A 20734-nucleotide genomic window follows, 5' to 3' on the forward strand; every position below is an offset into this window, starting at 1 on the left:
CTAATCTTCTAACAAATTGCAATTGCGATTATATCCTCTGGGCAAACACGTAATAATCCTTTAAAATCGTCTTTGTGTTTGTTATCACATGGCTCATGGTGATTATCGTTTCTGCAGTTATTCTTGGAGAAGAGAGCCACCCCACAAGAAAACCCTTCAAATACTACATCACGGAACGTACCACAATCTTTAACTTTTAGAAGAGAAATTTTTGTTCCAATTGAAATGTTAATAAGGACATTGCATAGTGATTTTTTGTGAAAATCATCATCTCTGCGATCATCTCTTTTACACCCATCGTCAAAGTTACAACCTCTGAAGTCATCACGACATCCAAAAGATCCAAACATAATTCTTCACCCCCTTCACACTTATAATGTATGTAAGTTCCATATGTGGTGATTGGACATAGCGTGGAATTTTTGTTGGGATATTTACTTATTTTAAATGACTAGATGGGTGTTTGTTATTTAATGGTATTTGGATAAGGACAAATGACAGGGGAAGATAGATTGCAAATTTTATTCGTGTTTTTTCTTTATTCAAGCATCGGAATTTTATGGGGAGTTATCCTGTGTTTCTCATCTTTGAATCAACAAGAATCTTTAGGAGAGGTTCGACTATTCACGAATAACCGGATATATAGAAAAAAGACACCTTCATTTATAACGAGGTATCCTTTACACTTTTTTACTTTTATATAAAACGATTGCATATACGGGAAGAGCCAACAGTAATGGTACGATAGATTGTGAGATATGTAGTCCTTCTTCTAGCTGTAGTGCTTTTTCTTTTGGAAATTGTAATATTGTAATATTTGTGGCATCTCCAATAAAGTATAGAAGCAGTACAGTTACGGTATAGCTTAAAAATGCAATAAAGCTTCCATATGAATTCAATGAAAATCCCTCTCTTGTTATCTATTTGTTACCATTGTATCACAATTGTAACAAAAAATCACCCCTTATATTTCAGTATGTAATAAAGTTCGACAAAATACTACGGTTCAAAGGGGGAGAGAGGAATGAATCGTTATTTATATATGTTGAAATATTACAAAGAAATGACATAAAAACCGAAGGAATCTCCTTCGGTTTTTATGTCATTGTGGGACTGTTTATTTTACCCACTCAGTCACTTGTTCGACATTCATACGTGGTGCTGGATGTCCTTTTAAAGTCGATTCCCCAATTGTAATTAGCATGATTGGTACATAGCGAGAAGAAACATTAAATTCATCCATTAGTGCTTGTGGATTAAAGCCGCCGATCGCACAAGTATCCCAGCCAGTTGCTTTTGCTGCAAGCATAAGCTGCATTGCTGCTAGTGATGCATTGGAGAAGGCTGCATCTCGTGGATATTGTTCACGCTTATATGCAGATTCAATATTTTGTGCCAAACGTTCTTTGGCCTCTTCTTTCATAAATCCTTGCTCTACAATTGGTCCATATACAGGATCAATGTTTTTATCCGCTTCTAGGTCACCTAAAATAGCGACTACTGCAGAGGCGTCAAGAATTTGTTGTTGATTATAAGCGATTGGATGTAAACGGCTTTGTACATCTTTACCTTGGAAAACAAGAAACTTCCAATGTTGTAAGTTCCAAGCTGACGGTGCTTGGCCCGCTGCTTTCAAAATTTCTTGTAATTCTTCTTTTGAAATTTCCCTTTCAGGATTGAATGCACGATTAGATGTTCGTTCATATAAAACAGTAAAAAAATCTTGCTGTGTCATAATATACCTCCAAGTTGTATGTCGATTTACAAAAAATACTATATGTAATTTTTACTTACGTTTTGTAAGTTATCACTGTAAAAGAGTATAATACCTTTATTTTAATTGTCAAGTTGTTGAGAATAGAATAAATAAAAAGAGGACATTCGTACAATCGCTATCATTCATGAAATCATACAATAAAAAGATGATTCACAGATTAAAAAAGAAATATGTAAAGTGAAGCTCCTGTCAGTGGGAGGGTTCTTCGTTCCTGCTGATACTCAGCCCTCATCAATCGGGTTCTTTTGATAGCGGTCCCTTATAGAAAAGGATAGTGAAGAATTCAGTAGAACAGGATATATGAAGTGAGTGAAGACCAGTGGTGAACATACTACATTTTTTATTAGAGAATACGGTTTTTCAAAATGTATTACAAGATCTCCATGTAAATGTACTTTATATAGAAGAAGGGTGTAATCACCAGTATACGATTGACAATATACATCCTAAATGTATGTTTATAGCAAATAGTTTTGAAGAAGGAGAACTATTATATGAAAAAGTGCGACCACAAATTGTAATCATTTATGTGTCGAATGGTGCACAAGTAGAGCATATAAAACACATATATAATTCAATGAGTTCTTTTATAGTTATTTGGGATCAGCCGGTGACGTCAAAATTTGTAGATCTACTTACAATAGGGGTACGAAATATTGTGATGGCTCCTGTTACACCGCAGGTTGTGTTAGAAGAGGTAAACAAAAGTCTTTATCAATTATCACTATTGCAGCAATTAACTATTCAACAAGAGCTTCTTCAAATGATGTTTGATTTTCAAAATGATTTATTATTTATTGTAGAAGATGATGAAATCGTCGACTGTAATACGAACTTTTTGAGTTTTTTTGGATATGAAAATTTATTTTCATATCATGAGAATCATATGGTATTTGCGGAACATTTTATTCAAGAGCATGGATATTACACAACAAATCACGATATAACTTGGCTCGATGATTCTTTAGAACAATCCAGAAAAATAAAAATGTATAATTATGAAGGTGAAGAGTTCATTTTTTTATTACGTGCCGTATCTGTACCAGAAGATTTGTCTAGGTTTATTGTTAAGTGTACCGATATTACGGAATTAGATGAATTATATCAAGAGCAAGAACAGCTTGCTGCAATTGATTCTTTAACAGAAATATACAACCGTTTGAAGTTTCAACAAGTATTGGAAGAAAACTGGAAAAACGAAAAACGAATGAATCAAACAATGGCGGTTATTCTTTTTGATATAGACGATTTTAAAAAAGTGAATGACACATATGGGCATGATTTTGGTGATTTAGCATTAATTCAGTTAGCTGAACTTATGAAATCTAAAATAGCATCCCAGCATATTTTTGCACGGTGGGGTGGAGAGAAATTTAGTATATTAGTAATAAATACAACGGAAAAAGAGGCCTTCCAAGTTGCTGAATCTTTACGTTTTTTTATTGAAACGAAACAGTTCTCTAGTATTTCAAAATTAACTGCAAGTTTTGGTATTGCTTTGTATGAGCAAGGAATTACAAAAGAGGAGTTAATACAGCGAGCAGATATTGCTTTATATGAAGCGAAAAAAAATGGGAAAAACCAAGTACGTCTATATAGAGAAGAAAAAATGTGAATTTTTCGCAACAAAGTGTTGCGATTTTTTTCTGTTGTTTGATAATAGAGATAGGGGACCATTTATGATGAAGTAACTGCGGAGGTTTTTAAATGCTAAAAAGATTGATTATGATGGTCTTGTGTTGCTTTTTAGTATGCGGAATTGTGTACTATTTTTGGGATACGCTGGAGAAGTCAGAGGCGCCAATATCAAAGGTAATCCCTTCTACTAAATCTGAATTACAGGATAATTTGGAAGAAAAAAAGCAACCACCAATTGATTATGCTAGTATTGCACAAAAGTTAGACCAATATTTAATAGACAAAGACTTTAATGGAACAGTTCTTGTCGAGGATAAAGGTCATGTATTACTCAATAAAGGTTATGGATATGCGGATGTGCAAAATAAAGTTAAAAATACACCGCAAACAAAGTATCGCATCGGTTCAATTACTAAGACTGTTGTGGCAACATCCATTTTACAGTTGCAAGAGCAGGGGAAAGTAAATATTCAGGACAATGTAAATAAATATATCCCTTCATTCCCCGCAGAAAAAAATATTACATTATACCACCTTCTCACACACACTTCGGGCTTACCAGGGAAGGGAAAGGGAAAAGTGAATGCTGCATCCCGTTTGGCGTTAGTTACTTGGATTGGAAACCAGCAAGTAGCTTTTCCACCCGGTACTGGTTGGGAATACACTGACTATAATTATATGGTGCTTGCTTATATTATAGAAAATATATCTAAGAAGCCTTTAGAAGAATACGTAAAGGAAAATATATTTGCGCGAGCGGGCATGCATGAGTCAGGTATGGGAAATATGGCGCCAGGAGAGAGATATTTCACGAAAGGGTACAAAAAGGAAAATAATATACTTGTACCAGCTCCAAAATTAGCAATGAACTGGCTATATGGCTGCGGTGAGATGTATACTACAGTTGGGGATATGAAGAAATTAGATGAAGCAATTATAAATGGAAAACTTCTTTCACTGCAAAGTATACAAGCAATGTTTATGCCTTCAGCAGAAAAAAAGTATGCATTTAGTTTTTATATTTATCATGATTATTTTCATAATCATGGTGTAGTAGCTGGTTGGAATACATTTAATAATTTTAATAAAGATAAGGGAACGTTTGTTATCTTATTCTCAAATGTACAAAATAGTATAAATGATGATTTCAATAAGGAATTTCGAAAAACGGTAAGTGACTTATTAGAACAAAGGGGATGAGTGGATGAAACAAGTAATTTCGTCAATTGGTTTTATAGGTACAGGTGTTATGGGGAAAAGTATGGTACATCATTTATTACAAGGTGGTTATACAGTATATGTATATAACCGTACGAAAGAAAAGGCAACTTCTTTATTAAAAGAAGGAGCGCATTGGTGTAATTCACCAAAAGAATTAGTAAAGAATGTAGATGTTGTTATGACGATGGTAGGATATCCGCATGATGTAGAAGAAATTTATTTTGGAACAGAGGGAATTCTGGAACATGCAAATGAAGGGACAATTACAATTGATTTTACAACATCGACACCAACGTTAGCAAAACGTATATATGAAAATGGAAAAACAAAAAATGTACATACTTTAGATGCGCCAGTATCAGGAGGAGATATTGGTGCAAAAGAAGGTAGACTGGCTATTATGATTGGTGGAGATCAAGAAGTATATGAAGCTTGTTTGCCGTTATTTGAGAAGTTAGGAGAAAATATTCAATTACAAGGGTCAGCAGGAAGTGGACAGCATACAAAAATGTGTAATCAAATTGCGATCGCTTCTAATATGATAGGAGTTTGTGAAGCGGTAGCGTATGCAAAGAAAGCGGGATTAGATCCAGATAAAGTATTAAAAAGTATTTCAACTGGAGCAGCTGGTAGTTGGTCATTAAGTAATTTAGCTCCGCGTATGCTAAAGGAGGACTTTGCGCCAGGGTTTTATGTAAAACACTTCATGAAGGACATGAAGATTGCATTAGATGAGGCTGAAAAGTTAGAATTACCTGTACCAGGTTTAACCCTCGCGAAAGACTTATATGAACAATTAATAGAAGCGGGAGCGGAAGATAGTGGAACACAAGTATTATATAAAAAATACATAAGGGGGTAATATGATGAATTTAGAAACATTTGATGGAATGATTGATGCTGTGCAGCGTACAACTTGTATGCCGATTAATGATAAACAACAAGCAGCATTTAAACAAAAATATGATTTTGAGCCAACATTTGAATATGGACGTGATGAGAATGGCCATTATGTTATTCGAACATCAAAGAAAATGCTAGAAGAAATGGAATTTTATTTAGCTTTAAAGTATGACCGTGAAGGTATCGATCTTTATATGCATGCTGAAATTGATGGAGTATGTTATGTATCTGTTAGTTACGGAGAAGATGCTCTCCATTTACAAGAACTATTTCAGTTTTTGGAAGCTAATAAATAAAAAAGTCCTCAAATGAGGACTTTTTTATTATGTTTAAAATATTTTTTGGAATTGGAAGCTAAATTTGACAAGGGTAGGCTATATTAAAGTAGATATATTGTGAGGATATAATAAATGAGATTATAAGCTTGAAGCACGACGAGAGCGTTCAATTGGAAATGGAATGATTTGGGCCATATGGTTTCGACTGAATTGCTTTGCGCGAGCATGACGTAATATATATAATGAAAAGAGAATAGCGACAGGAATAGCACCGTACAAGCCAAAAAGTAAAGCGCTTACAGAAGATGCGACAAAACCTAACATACCAATTTCTAATTCCTCCATAATTGCACCGAGAATAGCAGGAATAGCTCCACAAGTAACCCCAAGTATAAGTGCTATAATTAAATTCATGTTCTTCCCCCTCTTTTACAGTTTTTTCGATACATTTTCTATTATTTGTATTATAACACAATTTAAACAGAATTTTCAGAAAAAGTTCAAAAAATGTTCAAAAATTATTGATAAATATACTTGATAAAATGGAAAAATAAAAAATATGGGGATCATTTATTCTAGGTGATGAATCTGCGAGGCAGGAGAAAATAAAAAAGCAGGCTTATTTCATATTTTTGAAATAAGCCTGTTCCATAGGAGGATGTATATATGTAGAGTGAATAAAAGGAAGGAAAAGGGGGTCCAATTCCTTTTATTCAACTAACTACCTTAGTAAAGTGAAACTTTAATCAGTGGGGGCTTTATCCCCCACTGATTATGAGCCCTCATCAATCGGGCTTTTATGGGCAGTTGATTTCCCGCCTATCTTCCTTGTTTCTCTCTCAATCTTGAGTGGAGAACTTACTGCCCGCGAATAGCGGGGTAAATAGGAACCCAACCTTCCGTTGTAACAAAGATACGAATGGCTACAACTTGGCGATCATCTTGTAATGTGAAATAATGTCTTGCATTTTCAGGTACAGAGATTAAATCACCAGGTTCAAGTTCAACATCGAAGAAGCGACCATCTTTGTCTTGGATGGCAAAGATGCCATGCCCACTGACAATAAAACGAACTTCATCGTCTGTATGATGATGTTCTTGTTTAAAGTTAATTAATAACTCATCGAGGTTAGGTGTTGCATTTGAAAGGGAAATAACATCATGTGCTTTATAACCTCGACGCTCTGAAACATCAGCAATTTCTTTAGAGAATATTGTTAAAATTTCTTTTTTGTCTTCATCAGTTAAGGAGTAGTTTTCTTTTAAATGAACAGGAAGTTTTGAAATATCCCATTTCTCATATAAAACGCCTTCTCCTTGTAAAAATTGCTTCACTTCTACTTCATTTTCAATGCGGGTGTTTATTTCATGAATACGAATTTGCGCCATGTGAAACGCCTCCTTGAATTGATAATAGTTTTATATGAAATTGGAATAAAAACTCATATGCTTCTAATCGTTTCTTTGTGTCAAAGCTATCTTTTCCCCAAACGGTAATACCGTGGTTTCGGATTAATATAGCTCCTGAATCTTCATGGATGTGCTTCTTGAATTTTTCTCCAAGCGAAGGGATGTGGGCATCATTTTCAATAATTGGAATGTGAATGGTTGCACCTTCTTCCCAAATATCAAGAGCTTTAATAATTTCTTGGTTACGAAGAATAACTTCTTCCTTATATAAATTTGTGATGACATTATTATCAGTTGTATGGACATGCAGGACGCAACCAGCATTTGTATGATTGTAAATATGCGTATGCAATATGGTTTCGGCAGAAGGACGTAAATCGGTATCTAAGACAGGTTTTCCTTGATAATCAACTAATAGGAAATCATCAGGTGTTGTTTTTGTTTTATCCTTCCCGCTTGCTGAGATAAGAAAAGTAAGTGGTTCGTGATTTACTTTTATAGAAATATTTCCACTTGTTGCTGGAAACCAGTTGTGACTGGTTAATTCTTTTTTTAGTTCACTTAGGTTATGCCATTGATGAAAAAGTTGTTTCATAGCTTTACCTCCAACAAGTGTCGTAATTCAGTTTGAATATCATAAAACGTTTCAAATGGTGTGTAAGGAATATGGTGTTCTTCACATTTTGTAATAAGAAAATCCCGGGCGAATACTTTATCAGCTTGTTTAGCTGCTTGTAAATCTGTGATGGAGTCACCTATTACAATATGAAAATCATCTTTACAACTAAGCTGTCGAATTAATGTTGATTTACAAAGGCCGCAGTTATAATTACAATGTTCATCGCAAGGGTGTGGCCATTTTACTTTGATGTATTCTTCAGAAAAATCGGTTTTATTGCAATAAATTCGGTTTTCCGGAACGAGCCCTTCTAAGAGGGGATGAACGAAGAAATCCATTCCTCCAGAAATAATATAAAAAGAAATGTTATGTTCATTTATAAACTGTAAAAACTCTTCAAAACCAGTGCGTATATTAGCCGTTTCTTTTAGAAACTTGATGATATTATCATGCAAAGCTGTTGGTAATAATTTAAAAAGTTGTGAGACTCCTTCTTGAATAGAAAGATCTTGTGATAATATCCTTCGTTTTATCTCCTCAGATTCTGGTGGAGCGAATTTCTCCATAATGGCAATGATATTATCATTGTGCGTAATCGTACCATCGAAGTCACAAAAAACCTGAAGGTTCATAGTTTCACCTCGCAAGATGGATTTCCCCATAATTGCAGTGCAACATGTAAATCAGTGTTACCGACTTCATGTAATGGTGTTCCTTGCAAAGTAGCATCAATTGCTGCTCGGAACGCTTTTCCTCCGCCTTGTGCACCGCTTGGATGACCGTGAATACCACCACCTGCATTAATGACAACATCCTTACCAAAATCACGAAGGATAAATGGAACAAAACCAGGATGGATGCCAGCCGATGGAACAGGGAAGCTTTGTTTTAAAGATTGATCTTGTTCAGTTAATGCATTTGTAATAAGAAGAGTTTCGTTTTTATCTAATGCAACACTGCCATATGGTGATGGAAATAAAGAAAAATCTGCACCAGCATAACGAAGTAGCTTTCCAAGTAGCAATGGATAAGAAAGACCATATAATTCCGATGAAGCGTATGCACCGCTTACAGCAGGATGAGCCATAATAGGAATAGAAATATCTTTATCCTCTGCAAGTGATTGTAGTACATCTAATCCGTACGCGAAGACATTAAAAAGTAGGATATCTGCACCGGATTCGATTGCTCGTTTGGCATTTTCTTTTAAATCATAAGTACGTCCCGTTAAATTCACTGCATATAAAGTCTTATGACCATATGTTTCGTATACAGATTGTAATACTTCTTTTCCAACATGAATTCGTTTCGTAAGTGGCGTTAATGAGTTTTCAAATAAAATCTCATCATCTTTTACAATATCTACACCGCCAATTGCTTGATCGCGTAGCTGGGTTTTTAAATATCCGATATTGCGTCCAATCATTCCTTTGAAAATACTCATTAGAAGTGGACGGTCATGAATATGTAAGAGATTTCGAATTCCTTCAATACCGAATCTAGGACCAGGGAAACGCTTTTTTAAGTCATCTGAAAATGTTAAATCAATCAGTTTAACTTCGCCATCTAATGATAATTTTCCAAATGTTGTTGTTAAAATGGCCGGTAAATCAGGGCTGAAATTTAATGATGGATAATGAATTTTAATGAGTCCACGCGTTACTTTTTTTCCAAGGTACACATTTACATGTTCTGGTTCTTCTAATTTTTCAACATGAATGACGTTGCCTTTATGTTGTTTTAATTGTTCTTGTAATAAGTGTGGTAAATGAGTCCATGAACCAATTGTCAAACCGAGAGCAATTTGCTCCGCTTTTTGGTTTAAATTATGAGAATCATCATGAATTAAATAGGTTGCTGTTATTCCGCTCATTTTCATAACCTCCTAGTTAAATAAAAAAACCTCTCAGCTAAGGAGAGGTTTTTTTACAACCAGCTCCTTATCTGTCAGCATAACGCTGCGAGAATTAGCACCGTGTCTACAATTGTAGATCGGTTGCCGGGCTTCGTCGGGCTCGTCCCTCCACCTGCTCTTGATAAGAAGTATTTAGAAATGTTTAAATTTTTTCGATATCTGAATTTTGACAGAGTTTTTTTAGGTTGTCAATGATTTTTTGAAAATTTTTAATTTATCAATTCGCTGAACTGCTTCTTGTAACCGTTCTTCTGTATGTAATAATCCGATCCGAACGTAACCTTCACCGTGTTCGCCGAATCCGACTCCAGGTGCGACAGCTACATGAGCTTGTTCTAGTAATATATCAGCAAACTCCTCGGATGAAAGACCTGCTGGAACAGGAAGCCAAGCAAAAAAAGAGCCTTTTGGTGCGAGTACATTCCAACCGATTGAATGACATGCTGAAATAAGTGCATTTCTTCTAGATTCATATCGATCAACTAGCTCTGTTACACAAGATTGCGAGCTTAATAATGCAACGCTAGCAGCCTCTTGTACAGCGCCAAATATACTAACATACATATGATCTTGCAATAAATTAATCGTTTCAATGACGCTTTCGTTACCAATTGCAAAGGCGATTCGCCAACCAGCCATATTAAATGTTTTTGATAGTGTATAAATTTCAATGCCAACATCTTTTGCACCGTCTGCTTGTAAGAAGCTAGTTGGTTTGTTGCCGTCAAAGCCAATTGCACCATAAGCAAAATCATGCACGACTAAAATATCGTGTTCATTTGCAAAGGAAATTGTTTCTTCAAAAAATTCTTTTGAAGCAGTAGCGCCAGTTGGGTTATTTGGATAGTTTAAAAACATTAATTTTGCTTGTTTGGCAATAGATGCATCAATTTTTTTATAGTTTGGTAAAAAATTGTTTTCTGCTAGTAAGGGCATCGTTTCAAATTTTGTTTTTGCTAAAGCGACACCTGATAAATAGTCAGGGTATCCTGGATCTGGTACAAGTACTGTATCGCCAGGGTTTGTAAAACAAAGTGGTAACTCAACCAATCCTGCTTTACCACCAAATAAAATAGCAACTTCTGTTTGTGGGTTTACTTTGACGCCATATTCACGTTCGTAGAATGTAGCGACAGCTTCTTTTAAGCTTTCATGTCCACGGAATGGCGGGTATTTATGGTGAACTGTTTTTTCTGCTGCACGTTGTAAAGTTGTTACGATATGCGGCGGTGTTGGTTGATCTGGATTGCCTTGTCCTAGATTGATAACATCGTGACCTGCTTCGACGACTTTGTTAACTTTTGCAACAAGTGAAGCAAAAAACTGTGTTGGCAATGATGTTACAATCTCGGAAGGTTGAAAATGTTTCATACTTTCCACCTCTTTTGAAAGTTGTTACAATTCTAGTGACAAATGATATAACCTTCCCAAGTTTTTGTAAAGAAAAAAATTGTAGATGGAGTGGATAAAATGAAAATCGCATGTATTCAAATGGATATTGCTTTTGGGAATGTAAAAATAAATATTGAAAATGCAAAGAAAAAAATAGAAGAAGCGATGCAAGTAAAACCGGACGTTATCGTATTACCAGAACTTTGGACGACTGGTTATGATTTAAAGAGGTTGCCGGAAATTGCAGATAGAGACGGGATTCAAACAAAACAGCTTCTTTCAGAATGGGCACAGCAATATGATGTGAATATTGTTGGTGGCTCTATTGCGAAGCAAATAAAGCACGGTGTTACGAATACGATGTATACAGTGAATCGTGAAGGGAAACTACAAAGTGAGTATAGTAAGGTTCATTTGTTTCAGTTGATGAATGAACATAACTATTTAATAGCAGGTGATGAAACAGGAGAATTTACATTGGATGGTGTACAGTGCGGTGGTGTCATTTGTTATGATATTCGTTTTCCAGAATGGATGCGTGTTCATACTGTAAGAGGAGCAAAGGTGTTATTTGTCGTGGCAGAATGGCCACTTGTTCGCTTGTCTCATTGGCGTTCACTTCTTCAAGCAAGAGCAGTTGAAAATCAATGTTATGTAATCGCGTGCAATAGAGCTGGTGAAGATCCAAATAATGTGTTTGCTGGTCATTCTCTTATTATTGATCCGTGGGGGGAAACTGTAGCAGAAGCAGAAGAAGAAGAATCTATTTTGCATGGGAATATAGAGTTAGAAAAAATTAAGGAAGTGCGTAAGGGAATTCCTATTTTTGTTGATCGACGTCCAGAATTATATAAATAAAAATATTGACAAATGATTTTTATTCTTGTTATAGTCTGTAGCAGAAACTTAAAAATTCGAATAAATCATGCAACTCTTATCAAGAGCAGGTGGAGGGATTTGGCCCGATGAAACCCAGCAACCGACCGTAATACCATTGTGAGATGGGGCGCTGATGCGCCAAAAAGGCACGGTGCTAATTCCAGCAGAAAGGATAGCTTTCTGACAGATAAGAGGGGAGAAGATCAACTTCAAACCTCTTTCTTCATGGAAAGAGGTTTTTCTTATGATGAAAAGCCTCTGAATTTAATAAAGGGGGATAAAAAATGGGATATCGTTCATTAACAAAAGAAACAGCAGTTGAGTATGTAAAAGAGCATGGGTACTTTGAGCAAAAAGCAAAGGTGACTTGCCATGAAATAGGGGATGGAAATTTAAATTATGTATTCCGAATCCACGATGGAGAACGAGGTATCATTGTAAAACAAGCTCTCCCCTATGCAAAAGTCGTTGGGGAAAGCTGGCCACTTTCGTTAAGAAGGGCCACAATTGAAAGTCAAGCATTGCAAGTTTTTGCAAAATATGTACCAGAATATGTTCCGAAAGTATATGGTCATGATGAAGAGTTAGCTGTGACAGTAATGGAGGATTTATCAGCTCTTACCATTACTCGTAAAGGCTTGATTGAAGGGGAAGATTATCCACTTTTATCTCAGCACATTGGACGCTTTTTGGCACACGTTCTTTTTTATACGTCAGATTTTGGTCTATTAGCAGAAGAGAAAAGGGTGCTAGATGGAAAGTTTGTAAACCCTGATCTTTGCAAAATTACAGAAGATCTTGTGTTTACAGATCCGTTTGGAAACTATGATACAAACGATTATGAGAAAGAATTACAGCCTACATTAGATGAACTTTGGTGTGATAAGAAATTGAAATTACAGGTAGCGCAGTATAAATATAAATTTTTAACGAGAAAAGAAGCACTAATTCATGGCGATCTACATACAGGTAGTATTTTTTCATCACCTTCGGAAACAAAGGTGATTGATCCAGAGTTTGCAACATTTGGACCACTTGGATTTGATCTAGGTCAATTTATAGCAAATTTATTATTAAATGCGCTATCAAGGGAAGAAGAGAAGCGAAGTGTATTATTCTATCATATTGAAAAAACATGGAGTAATTTTGTAGAAGTATTTACAAAACTCTGGGTACTAGAAGGAGTAGAATCCTATACAAAGGAGAAACAATGGCTGGCAATTGTACTGCAAAATATTTTTGCTGATGCAGTTGGGTTTGCGGGGTGTGAAATCATTCGTCGAACAATTGGGTTAGCACATGTAGCAGATTTAGATGGAATTCAGGATAAGAATAGAAGAATACAAGCTAAAAAACATGCATTATATTTAGGCAGAGAACTAGTGATACATGAAACGAACGGTGCGGATACTCGATTGTTTCAAACGGTATTTCAATATATTGTTTCAGGAGGGGTGAAAGCATGAGTGCAACAGTTGCCGTTCCACGTTCTATAAGCTGGAAAGGAGATTCTATTGCATTATTAAATCAAACGAGATTACCGCACGTTGTAGAATATAAAACGTTAACCAATATTGAAGATGTGTGGAAAAGTATTGTTATGCTGGAAGTGCGAGGAGCACCTGCAATTGGTATTACGGCAGCTTTTGGTTTAGTGCTTGCCGCAAAAAAATATAATGCTACGAATATCACTGACTTTGAAAAACAATTTAAAAGAGATTGTAATTATTTAGCAACCTCACGTCCGACTGCTGTTAATTTATTTTGGGCAATTGATCGTATGGCAGCTTCTATTAAGCAAATAACAACAATTAAAGAAGTGAGAGAAATATTGGAAGATGAAGCACTTAAAATTCAGCAAGAAGATGAAAATGTATGCCGTAGCATAGGAGAGCATGCTTTAACTAGGTTTAAAGATGGTGATCATATTTTAACGATTTGTAATGCGGGAAGTATTGCTACAGCTCGTTATGGAACAGCGCTAGCTCCGTTTTATATTGGAAAAGAACAAGGGGTGAATTTACATGTTTATGCATGTGAAACAAGGCCAGTTTTGCAAGGGGCGCGCCTTACTGCCTGGGAATTGAAACAAGCTGGTATTGATGTAACGCTTATTACAGATAATATGGCGGCCCATGCGATTCGAACAAAAAATATTTCTGCTATCATTGTAGGAGCAGACCGAATTGTTGCAAACGGTGATACAGCAAATAAAATAGGGACATTGAATTTAGCTATACTAGCAAAATATTTTCATATCCCTTTCTACGTTGCTGCACCGATTTCTACATTTGATATTACGAAAAAAACAGGAGCTGAAATTGTGATTGAGGAACGTGATGAATCTGAGGTTACAAAGGTTTTTGGAAAACAAATTGCTCCAGAGGGAGTCAATGTGTATAATCCTGCATTTGATGTAACTCCGCATGATCTTATTACTGGAATTATTACTGAAAAGGGAATTCTACAAGGGGATTATGCGGTAGAGATTACTTCATTATTTGAAAAAACAAGCGATATAAATACGCATTGAAAGTCTGACATAAAACCATTTCTTTTAGGTGGAAGAGAACATCCGCTCATGGGGAAGGGCGATCGGTTCCTTTTTTAGCCCCATGCCATGTGAATACAGAAGGAGATAATAAGTGGTCAACTTCTTGAGATGGCATAACCGTGACTTATGTGTAGAAAAATTAAATATATACAGTATCTTGTTCTTTATTACCCAATTTCCTTTCTTTTGCTTATTTATTTAAAAGAAGGGAGGAGAAATAGATGGAGGAATGGATATCTATGATCGGTAATGTTGGATTTCCAATTGTTGTGACATTATATTTACTGCATCGTATTGAAAGTAAATTAGATGGTGTAATTGTTGCGATTGAGAAATTACCACAACAGATGACAAGATATGAAGATCCGCATGAAACAAAATAACAAAAGGCTTTGCTCTCAATGAGCAAAGCCTTTTGTTACAAAGATTATTGTGCTGTATATCCCCCATCAATAACGACCGCTTGACCAGTTACTCCTTTTGTTTTCTCACTTGCTAAAAATAAAGCATAATCGGCAATTTCCTCTACAGCTAGCAATCGTTTTTGTGGTACGAGTGGATAAATCACATCTTCTAATACACGCTCTAGTGGAACATTTCTTGTTGCCGCTAAATCTTGGAGTTGGTTTCGAACAAGTGGTGTGTCTACATAGCCGGGGCAGAGAGCGTTTACCGTAATGCCATGTGTAGCTCCTTCTAAAGCAGCAACTTTTGTTAAACCAATTACACCGTGTTTCGCACTATTATAGGCAGCTTTTCCAGCAAATCCAACAAGCCCATTAATAGAAGCAACATTAATAATGCGTCCATACTTTTGTTTTTTCATAATTGGAAAAGCATGTTTTATTGCGATGAACGGTGCGATTTGCATAATTTGAATCAGAAGTTCAAACTTATTTGTTGGAAACTCTTCGATAGGTGAAACATGTTGCATACCAGCATTATTTATTAACACATCAAGTGAGCCGAATGTTGTAACAGTTTCAGAAATAGCCTCGGATATTTCTTGCTCAGATGTAACGTCACATCTTAGACCTATTGCTTCATAACCTTCCCTGCATAACTGTTCAGCAGCTTCCTTCGCACGATCTTCAAGACGATCACTAATCACCACTTTTGCTCCTTCTTTTGCAAAAGCATTTCCCATTTCATAACCAATTCCACTTGCAGCACCTGTTAAAAAGACGACACGATTTGAAACCATGTTGAGAGCACTCCTTTATATAAAGTTTATCTTATTGCTCTATTTAGAGGGAATACAATGAAAATCCTGCAAAGAATCGGAATATTTTATTTTAAACAGTAACTAATATGGTTACTGTTTTTTTCTGTGTAATAAAGAACTCTGTAAAGATAATGATCGCTGTTCTTTTGTTAATAAAGATTCAATGTGTACTTGATCAGGACGAGGTACGATTGGATACATGAGGTTTGTGGAAGAAGGGTGATGTTCAGAACCGGTTTGTGAGTGAGGGTCAGCATGTGTAAGCCTACCTTCTATACGTCGTGTGAATAAAATATGACCGATTTCATGAGCGAGTGTATATATATTTTTCATAGGAGAAGCAGCATTAGTAAGAATGATATAACCTGTGAGGATTTGGTTTATAATGAACGAATAAGCACATGCAATTACGGATTGCTCTTTAAAATAATTACTTCCGATATAACAAATATAAATATCACAATCTGGAACTTCTGATGAACAGGTGTTAAAAAAGGAAGAAACTTTAGGTTGGTTCTGGACAGAATCCATATAGCTAATTTCACCATCATGGAATGTAAATGATTCATTTAGGATAATGACATCTTTAATTTGAAATGAAATGGGGTGCCATATTGATTCAGCAACTGCTAAGTCTTTGGCAATGCGATTGTCTGTAATATCGGAGCCTGGGGCAATACAAATACATATATTTACGTACGGATCCATTAGAAACACCTCAAATGGAAAATAGTTTATTGATATACTATGTGAAATGAAACGGGTGTGTATGGATAGAATCCCTAAAAATTAGGTGTATTTTGATGTGTTGGAATTGGTGATAAAATATAATATATTTTATCTCACAGTAACAGGCAGTAAGGCTCCTACCTCAAAATTTAGTGAAAGCAAAGAAGTTAGATGGGAGAATCGCCTATAAAAGTCGAATTGGTAAGGGTTAAATAAAGTTTTCATTTATGCATAGCTATGTTTTTAACTGAGAAGATGTAGATGAATGAATAGGATATACGAATGAATGGAAGAAGTCGGAAAATATTCATAGTTTAATTAAATTATATGCGGTTCATTTTGATATAGTAAAAGAAAAGGGGGGAGAATGTATGTATACATTAAAAATTGTTTCAGATCGAGAAGCTGTTTATCAGTTTGCAAGTTATGTAAGAGTGGTTCAAGGGGTAGAAAATGTATATGTAGAAGTTGGAGAAGCTTTATATGAACATCCACTTATGAAATTTTATGTACATGTAACGATTGAAGAGACATATGAAAAGCAAAAAGCATTACAGGAAATTGCTCGATTAGTAGAATTAGGACGTTTTACATATGTTCATTATCGAAACGAAGAGATTGAAAATGCGTTTGAAGCGGTTAAATATGAAAGTTTTCGAAAATAAAAATGATGAGAAGGGAGCAGATGCTTCCTTTTTTTGTTAGTAAGAATATTTTTTTGCATGTCACAAAAAAATAAAGAATTTTGCTATGATAAGGAAGGGTGAGGAAAGGAGAGAGTTATAATGGGGTATATTGAGGAGTTACGAAAATCAGTCGGTACAAGACCGTTAATTCTTGTAGGATCAGCTGTGATCATATTAAATGAAAAGCAAGAGGTATTGCTTCAATACCGTTCGGATACATATGATTGGGGTATACCAGGTGGGGCAATGGAGTTAGGTGAAACAACGGAAGAAACGGCTCGGCGAGAGCTTTTTGAAGAAACAGGATTAGAAGCGAAGATGTTGCAGTTTCTTGGTGTCCTTTCTGGAAAAGATGTATATTATCGTTATCCAAATGGAGATGAAATTTATAATGTAATTCATCTATACCAAGCGCATCACGTGAGTGGTAAAGTAGAGCTTGATGAAGAAGGGTTGGATCTCAAGTATTTTCCTGCTGAAAAGTTACCGAATTTAAATAAAACAACAGAGAAAATTTTACAAAAATTCTTATACGCATTAACGGAATAGAGGGGGGATTCCCCCTTTTTTTACTATATGAAATATTTTGATTTTTCGGTATGTTTGTAGTATGATAAGTTCAGATATACATCTTCTGCTATTCCATCCAAAAACTTACTAGGGTACATAAGAGAGGGGCAAGTGCAAGATGCATAATGTTGTCATTACAGCCGCAGTTCGTTCGCCAATTGGAACTTTTGGAGGAGCACTAAAAAATGTAACGCCAGTAGAATTAGCTGTTCCTGTACTTCAAGAAGCTGTCAAAAGAGGTGGAGTAGACCCTCATGAAGTGGATGAAGTCATTTTAGGACACTGTATTCAAAGAACAGACGAAGCAAATACAGCGCGAACAGCTGCATTAGCAGCAGGATTTCCAGAAACAGTTACAGGTTATACAATTCAGCGTCAATGTTCTTCAGGTATGCAAGCGATTATGTCAGCAGCAATGCAAATTCAGTTAGGTGTAAGTGATGTTGTTATTGCGGGTGGAGTAGAAGCGATGAGCTCAAGCCCTTATGCATTAAAACAGCACCGATGGGGACAGCGTCTTCAGCATGGAGAAATCCGTGATACGGTGTGGGAAGTTTTAGAAGATCCAATCCATCATATTATGATGGGAGAAACAGCTGAAAATTTAGTTGAACAATATGAAATTACAAGAGAGGAACAAGATGAAGTTGCGCTACGTAGCCATCAATTAGCGCTTCAAGCAATTGAATCAGGTTATTTTGATGAACAAATTGTTCCTATTACAATAAAAGAACGTAGAAAAGAAGTAGTATTTTCAAAGGATGAACATCCACGTGCGGATATTACAGCTGAAAAATTGGCTGGGCTAAAGCCAGCATTTCGTAAAGGTGGATCCGTAACTGCAGGGAATGCGTCCGGTATTAATGATGGAAGTGCAGTTTTAGTATTAATGAGTGAAGAAAAGGCTAAGGAGAAAGGTTTACAACCATTAGCTAGAATTGTTGGTTATTCTGTAGCTGGGGTAGATCCGAAGATTATGGGAATTGGTCCAGCACCAGCAATTCGTAAAGGGTTAGAGAAAGTAAATTGGTCATTAGAAGATGCTGATTTATTAGAAATTAATGAAGCGTTTGCGGCACAATATTTAGCGGTTGAGAAAGAGCTTGGATTAAACCGTGAGAAAGTAAACGTTAACGGAAGTGGTGTTGGTCTTGGACATCCAATTGGTTGCACAGGAGCACGCATTACAGTAAGCTTAATTCACGAATTAAGAAGACGTGGACTAGAAAAAGGTATCGCATCTCTTTGTGTCGGTGGTGGCATTGGAGTAGCGTTATTTATAGAAGCGTTGTAAAAAAGAAGCAGCAATTTGCTGCTTCTTTTTTTATTGATAAGAGTTCAAATTCATGATTGAAACAAATGATGGAATAACCGATCACGATTTTCAAAAAAGAGTTTTGTTGTTTGATAGTGTTCAGTTTCTTCTAAAGTCGATTCACGGATTCCTTCTTGTGTTAAAGAATAAATAGCGGACTCTGGATAAGCCATTAGAATAGGAGAATGTGTTGCAATGATGAATTGTGCCCCTTGCCCAGCCAATTCATTCATCCGAATAAGCATAGAAAGTTGCCTCATGGGGGACAAAGCGGCTTCAGGCTCGTCTAAAATATATAAACCTTGTCCTGAAAAACGATTCATAAATAAAGAAAAGAATGATTCCCCATGAGATTGATCATGTAAGGATATACCACCGTAGGAATCAATTATCTTATTGCCTAATATGGCATCCTCATTTGCATCCACCTCATCAATGTAGGAAGCAACGTTATAAAATGACTCTGCCCGCAGAAAGAATCCATCTTTGGGTGTAGCAAAGCTTTTAGCAACGCGGATATATTTGTACAGAGAAGAGTGAGAATCATAAGTAGTGAAACGGAAATTTTTTGTACCACCTTCTGCATTAAATCCCAAAGCGACAGCGATTGCTTCTAGTAATGTTGATTTTCCAGTTCCATTCTCTCCGATAATAAATGTTACATTAGGATGGAAAGTGAGTGATTGCAATGTTCGAATCGCAGGTAAGCAATATGGATACACGGAAAAGCTAGGGATCTGTTCTTTTTGCAAGGAGACACTTTTTAGAAAAGGCGTATGTTCATTCAATATATAGACCTCAATTCATGGATGATTTCGTTTTTAATATAGCTGCAAATACAAGGGGTAGGCAAATTGCGAGAAAAATAATAAATTGTAGAACTTTAAAACCTAATCCTTCCCATCCATATGTATTTTTCTTGAAAGAAAAAATTAATACCGCGGTAATAAAGTCTATCATACTTGGGATATATTTAATTATGTTTAAGTGGTTTCATAGAAAAAAACGAATAGAATAAGGAAAAATACAAGTATTAGTGAAAAATTATATCACATTCATTTCCTAAAAATTACATTTTGATTATAGCATTTAAAGTATAGATATTCCAATGTCAAAATAAGTATTGCATATAAAGAATTGATATCGTTATGATAGATTATATTCTATATAAATCCATTTTGACTTTTTGACATAGTAGTTGCGGTTATGAAAACAAGAACAGTTCTCCACGTATTTCCTCTTTTGGTTTTCACACGGCATGGGGCGAAAAAAGGCACTGACCGCTTCCATACATGGCTGGATGATCTCGCTCACCTAAAAAAAGAGTTTGATGTTTTAATTTGGATTTAAATAGAACTGCAGTTTTAATGTTTAGAAGGGAGTAACATATGCCGTTTACATTTGCACATCCTGCTGTTGTCATTCCTTTTTGCAAGAAACAACGATATGTTTCAGTAACATCACAGCACTTGGCGTGTTTACTGTACATGCATTGTTAGACCCGTATTTTCAAATTTTACAAATAGGGAGTATAATAGTATCCGGACCTACAAGTGTTTTTTGTGGTATATTCATTGTTTCAGCAGTATATAAAATAAGTAAATAATCTAGTTAATTATGAAT

The 20734-nt window shown here is 35.7% G+C and carries 23 protein-coding genes, 2 pseudogenes and 2 riboswitches; of the genes and pseudogenes, 13 read left to right on the forward strand and 12 right to left on the reverse strand.

Annotated elements, in window-relative coordinates; all coding sequences use genetic code 11:
* Positions 1-8: 8 nt before the first annotated feature.
* The 3 genes from HRG09_RS02460 to HRG09_RS02470 all read right to left on the reverse strand — a co-directional run bounded on the left by HRG09_RS02460 (position 9) and on the right by HRG09_RS02470 (position 1735).
* The gene (locus HRG09_RS02460; RefSeq protein ID WP_174099178.1) at positions 9-350 is read right to left on the reverse strand and encodes a DUF3915 family protein; all 342 of its coding nucleotides are present in this window, start codon (positions 348-350) and stop codon (positions 9-11) included.
* A gap of 330 nt (positions 351-680) precedes the next feature.
* Entirely contained in the window at positions 681-899 is a 219-nt protein-coding gene (locus tag HRG09_RS02465; RefSeq protein WP_174099179.1) for a hypothetical protein, read from the reverse strand.
* A gap of 218 nt (positions 900-1117) precedes the next feature.
* Positions 1118-1735 (reverse strand): nitroreductase family protein, encoded by a 618-nt coding sequence (locus HRG09_RS02470; RefSeq protein WP_174099180.1) that lies wholly within the window; start codon positions 1733-1735, stop codon positions 1118-1120.
* A gap of 364 nt (positions 1736-2099) precedes the next feature.
* Between HRG09_RS02470 and HRG09_RS02475 the strand changes: the two genes are divergently transcribed.
* The 4 genes from HRG09_RS02475 to HRG09_RS02490 all read left to right on the forward strand — a co-directional run bounded on the left by HRG09_RS02475 (position 2100) and on the right by HRG09_RS02490 (position 5835).
* A complete protein-coding gene (locus HRG09_RS02475; RefSeq protein ID WP_174099314.1) occupies positions 2100-3392 on the forward strand; it encodes a GGDEF domain-containing protein in 1293 nt (430 codons plus the stop codon).
* Positions 3393-3484: 92 nt separating this feature from the next.
* Positions 3485-4615, forward strand: coding sequence for a serine hydrolase domain-containing protein (locus HRG09_RS02480; protein WP_174099181.1), 1131 nt, complete (start codon positions 3485-3487; stop codon positions 4613-4615).
* 4 nt (positions 4616-4619) lie between these two features.
* Positions 4620-5498: an NAD(P)-dependent oxidoreductase gene (locus HRG09_RS02485; protein WP_174099182.1), complete on the forward strand. Its 879-nt coding sequence runs from the start codon at positions 4620-4622 to the stop codon at positions 5496-5498.
* Between the two features lie 4 nt (positions 5499-5502).
* A complete protein-coding gene (locus HRG09_RS02490; protein WP_174099183.1) occupies positions 5503-5835 on the forward strand; it encodes a DUF3909 family protein in 333 nt (110 codons plus the stop codon).
* 120 nt (positions 5836-5955) lie between these two features.
* Here the strand turns inward: HRG09_RS02490 and HRG09_RS02495 are convergent, their stop codons facing one another.
* From HRG09_RS02495 to HRG09_RS02520, 6 genes are all read right to left on the reverse strand, one after another.
* Positions 5956-6231: a hypothetical protein gene (locus HRG09_RS02495; RefSeq protein WP_174099184.1), complete on the reverse strand. Its 276-nt coding sequence runs from the start codon at positions 6229-6231 to the stop codon at positions 5956-5958.
* A 444-nt stretch (positions 6232-6675) separates the two neighbouring features.
* Positions 6676-7206 carry a 1,2-dihydroxy-3-keto-5-methylthiopentene dioxygenase gene (locus HRG09_RS02500; protein WP_174099185.1) on the reverse strand — a complete coding sequence of 177 codons (531 nt, stop codon included), beginning with the start codon at positions 7204-7206 and terminating at the stop codon, positions 6676-6678.
* Complete coding sequence (locus tag HRG09_RS02505) at positions 7184-7822, reverse strand: methylthioribulose 1-phosphate dehydratase (protein WP_174099186.1); 639 nt, start codon at positions 7820-7822, stop codon at positions 7184-7186. Before HRG09_RS02505 ends, HRG09_RS02500 begins: the two co-directional genes overlap by 23 nt.
* The gene (locus HRG09_RS02510) at positions 7819-8478 is read right to left on the reverse strand and encodes a 2-hydroxy-3-keto-5-methylthiopentenyl-1-phosphate phosphatase (RefSeq protein WP_174099187.1); all 660 of its coding nucleotides are present in this window, start codon (positions 8476-8478) and stop codon (positions 7819-7821) included. The genes HRG09_RS02505 and HRG09_RS02510 overlap by 4 nt, the downstream gene beginning before the upstream one ends.
* Positions 8475-9719 (reverse strand): 2,3-diketo-5-methylthiopentyl-1-phosphate enolase, encoded by a 1245-nt coding sequence (gene mtnW, locus HRG09_RS02515; protein ID WP_174099188.1) that lies wholly within the window; start codon positions 9717-9719, stop codon positions 8475-8477. The genes HRG09_RS02510 and mtnW overlap by 4 nt, the downstream gene beginning before the upstream one ends.
* Positions 9720-9783: 64 nt before the next feature.
* Positions 9784-9889, reverse strand: a riboswitch (SAM riboswitch).
* Positions 9890-9941: 52 nt separating this feature from the next.
* Entirely contained in the window at positions 9942-11132 is a 1191-nt protein-coding gene (locus tag HRG09_RS02520) for a pyridoxal phosphate-dependent aminotransferase (RefSeq protein ID WP_174099189.1), read from the reverse strand.
* A gap of 14 nt (positions 11133-11146) precedes the next feature.
* Between HRG09_RS02520 and HRG09_RS02525 the strand changes: the two are divergent.
* The 4 genes and pseudogenes from HRG09_RS02525 (at position 11147) to HRG09_RS02540 (ending at position 14969) form a co-directional block, all read left to right on the forward strand.
* Positions 11147-12011: pseudogene (locus tag HRG09_RS02525) on the forward strand (carbon-nitrogen family hydrolase).
* Between the two features lie 73 nt (positions 12012-12084).
* A riboswitch (SAM riboswitch) is annotated at positions 12085-12226 on the forward strand.
* Between the two features lie 90 nt (positions 12227-12316).
* On the forward strand, positions 12317-13498 hold the full coding sequence (mtnK, locus tag HRG09_RS02530; protein WP_174099191.1) for an S-methyl-5-thioribose kinase: 1182 nt from the start codon (positions 12317-12319) through the stop codon (positions 13496-13498).
* Entirely contained in the window at positions 13495-14565 is a 1071-nt protein-coding gene (mtnA, locus tag HRG09_RS02535; RefSeq protein WP_174099192.1) for an S-methyl-5-thioribose-1-phosphate isomerase, read from the forward strand. Before mtnK ends, mtnA begins: the two co-directional genes overlap by 4 nt.
* Before the next feature lie 242 nt (positions 14566-14807).
* Positions 14808-14969 (forward strand): YvrJ family protein, encoded by a 162-nt coding sequence (locus HRG09_RS02540; RefSeq protein ID WP_174099193.1) that lies wholly within the window; start codon positions 14808-14810, stop codon positions 14967-14969.
* Between the two features lie 44 nt (positions 14970-15013).
* Here the strand turns inward: HRG09_RS02540 and HRG09_RS02545 are convergent, their stop codons facing one another.
* Complete coding sequence (locus tag HRG09_RS02545) at positions 15014-15790, reverse strand: 3-hydroxybutyrate dehydrogenase (RefSeq protein ID WP_174099194.1); 777 nt, start codon at positions 15788-15790, stop codon at positions 15014-15016.
* 111 nt (positions 15791-15901) lie between these two features.
* Positions 15902-16519 carry an ImmA/IrrE family metallo-endopeptidase gene (locus tag HRG09_RS02550; RefSeq protein ID WP_174099195.1) on the reverse strand — a complete coding sequence of 206 codons (618 nt, stop codon included), beginning with the start codon at positions 16517-16519 and terminating at the stop codon, positions 15902-15904.
* A gap of 392 nt (positions 16520-16911) precedes the next feature.
* Here HRG09_RS02550 and HRG09_RS02555 point away from each other — a divergent pair, with 392 nt between their 5' ends.
* From HRG09_RS02555 to HRG09_RS02565, 3 genes are all read left to right on the forward strand, one after another.
* Complete coding sequence (locus HRG09_RS02555; RefSeq protein WP_174099196.1) at positions 16912-17205, forward strand: DUF3928 family protein; 294 nt, start codon at positions 16912-16914, stop codon at positions 17203-17205.
* Between the two features lie 120 nt (positions 17206-17325).
* Positions 17326-17775 carry an NUDIX hydrolase gene (locus HRG09_RS02560; protein ID WP_174099197.1) on the forward strand — a complete coding sequence of 150 codons (450 nt, stop codon included), beginning with the start codon at positions 17326-17328 and terminating at the stop codon, positions 17773-17775.
* A 139-nt stretch (positions 17776-17914) separates the two neighbouring features.
* A complete protein-coding gene (locus tag HRG09_RS02565; RefSeq protein ID WP_174099198.1) occupies positions 17915-19090 on the forward strand; it encodes an acetyl-CoA C-acetyltransferase in 1176 nt (391 codons plus the stop codon).
* A 50-nt stretch (positions 19091-19140) separates the two neighbouring features.
* Here HRG09_RS02565 and HRG09_RS02570 read toward each other — a convergent pair whose 3' ends face one another.
* A complete protein-coding gene (locus HRG09_RS02570; RefSeq protein WP_174099199.1) occupies positions 19141-19899 on the reverse strand; it encodes an AAA family ATPase in 759 nt (252 codons plus the stop codon).
* 600 nt (positions 19900-20499) lie between these two features.
* On the opposite strand from HRG09_RS02570, the gene HRG09_RS29615 reads away from it, so the two are divergent.
* Both HRG09_RS29615 and HRG09_RS29475 read left to right on the forward strand, forming a co-directional pair.
* Positions 20500-20610, forward strand: a complete 111-nt coding sequence (locus tag HRG09_RS29615; RefSeq protein ID WP_254610006.1) for a DUF4184 family protein — start codon at positions 20500-20502, stop codon at positions 20608-20610.
* Positions 20586-20717 (forward strand): annotated as a pseudogene (locus HRG09_RS29475) (DUF4184 family protein); the annotation flags it as partial. The gene HRG09_RS29615 and the pseudogene HRG09_RS29475, both read left to right, overlap by 25 nt.
* Between the last annotated feature and the right edge of the window lie 17 nt (positions 20718-20734).

Source organism: Bacillus sp. Xin1, from assembly GCF_013314535.1.
GTDB lineage: Bacteria > Bacillota > Bacilli > Bacillales > Bacillaceae_G > Bacillus_A.

Excerpts from the sequence above, each read along its gene's own strand:
- mtnA (WP_174099192.1), top strand. The coding sequence starts at position 13,495 with ATGAGTGCAACAGTTGCCGTTCCACGTTCTATAAGCTGGAAAGGAGAT.
- HRG09_RS29615 (WP_254610006.1), top strand. The coding sequence starts at position 20,500 with ATGCCGTTTACATTTGCACATCCTGCTGTTGTCATTCCTTTTTGCAAG.
- HRG09_RS02470 (WP_174099180.1), bottom strand. The coding sequence starts at position 1,735 with ATGACACAGCAAGATTTTTTTACTGTTTTATATGAACGAACATCTAAT.
- HRG09_RS02485 (WP_174099182.1), top strand. The coding sequence starts at position 4,620 with ATGAAACAAGTAATTTCGTCAATTGGTTTTATAGGTACAGGTGTTATG.
- HRG09_RS02460 (WP_174099178.1), bottom strand. The coding sequence starts at position 350 with ATGTTTGGATCTTTTGGATGTCGTGATGACTTCAGAGGTTGTAACTTT.
- HRG09_RS02490 (WP_174099183.1), top strand. The coding sequence starts at position 5,503 with ATGAATTTAGAAACATTTGATGGAATGATTGATGCTGTGCAGCGTACA.
- HRG09_RS02545 (WP_174099194.1), bottom strand. The coding sequence starts at position 15,790 with ATGGTTTCAAATCGTGTCGTCTTTTTAACAGGTGCTGCAAGTGGAATT.
- HRG09_RS02495 (WP_174099184.1), bottom strand. The coding sequence starts at position 6,231 with ATGAATTTAATTATAGCACTTATACTTGGGGTTACTTGTGGAGCTATT.
- HRG09_RS02505 (WP_174099186.1), bottom strand. The coding sequence starts at position 7,822 with ATGAAACAACTTTTTCATCAATGGCATAACCTAAGTGAACTAAAAAAA.
- mtnK (WP_174099191.1), top strand. The coding sequence starts at position 12,317 with ATGGGATATCGTTCATTAACAAAAGAAACAGCAGTTGAGTATGTAAAA.
- HRG09_RS02550 (WP_174099195.1), bottom strand. The coding sequence starts at position 16,519 with ATGGATCCGTACGTAAATATATGTATTTGTATTGCCCCAGGCTCCGAT.
- HRG09_RS02565 (WP_174099198.1), top strand. The coding sequence starts at position 17,915 with ATGCATAATGTTGTCATTACAGCCGCAGTTCGTTCGCCAATTGGAACT.
- mtnW (WP_174099188.1), bottom strand. The coding sequence starts at position 9,719 with ATGAGCGGAATAACAGCAACCTATTTAATTCATGATGATTCTCATAAT.
- HRG09_RS02555 (WP_174099196.1), top strand. The coding sequence starts at position 16,912 with ATGTATACATTAAAAATTGTTTCAGATCGAGAAGCTGTTTATCAGTTT.
- HRG09_RS02540 (WP_174099193.1), top strand. The coding sequence starts at position 14,808 with ATGGAGGAATGGATATCTATGATCGGTAATGTTGGATTTCCAATTGTT.
- HRG09_RS02510 (WP_174099187.1), bottom strand. The coding sequence starts at position 8,478 with ATGAACCTTCAGGTTTTTTGTGACTTCGATGGTACGATTACGCACAAT.
- HRG09_RS02480 (WP_174099181.1), top strand. The coding sequence starts at position 3,485 with ATGCTAAAAAGATTGATTATGATGGTCTTGTGTTGCTTTTTAGTATGC.
- HRG09_RS02520 (WP_174099189.1), bottom strand. The coding sequence starts at position 11,132 with ATGAAACATTTTCAACCTTCCGAGATTGTAACATCATTGCCAACACAG.
- HRG09_RS02560 (WP_174099197.1), top strand. The coding sequence starts at position 17,326 with ATGGGGTATATTGAGGAGTTACGAAAATCAGTCGGTACAAGACCGTTA.
- HRG09_RS02500 (WP_174099185.1), bottom strand. The coding sequence starts at position 7,206 with ATGGCGCAAATTCGTATTCATGAAATAAACACCCGCATTGAAAATGAA.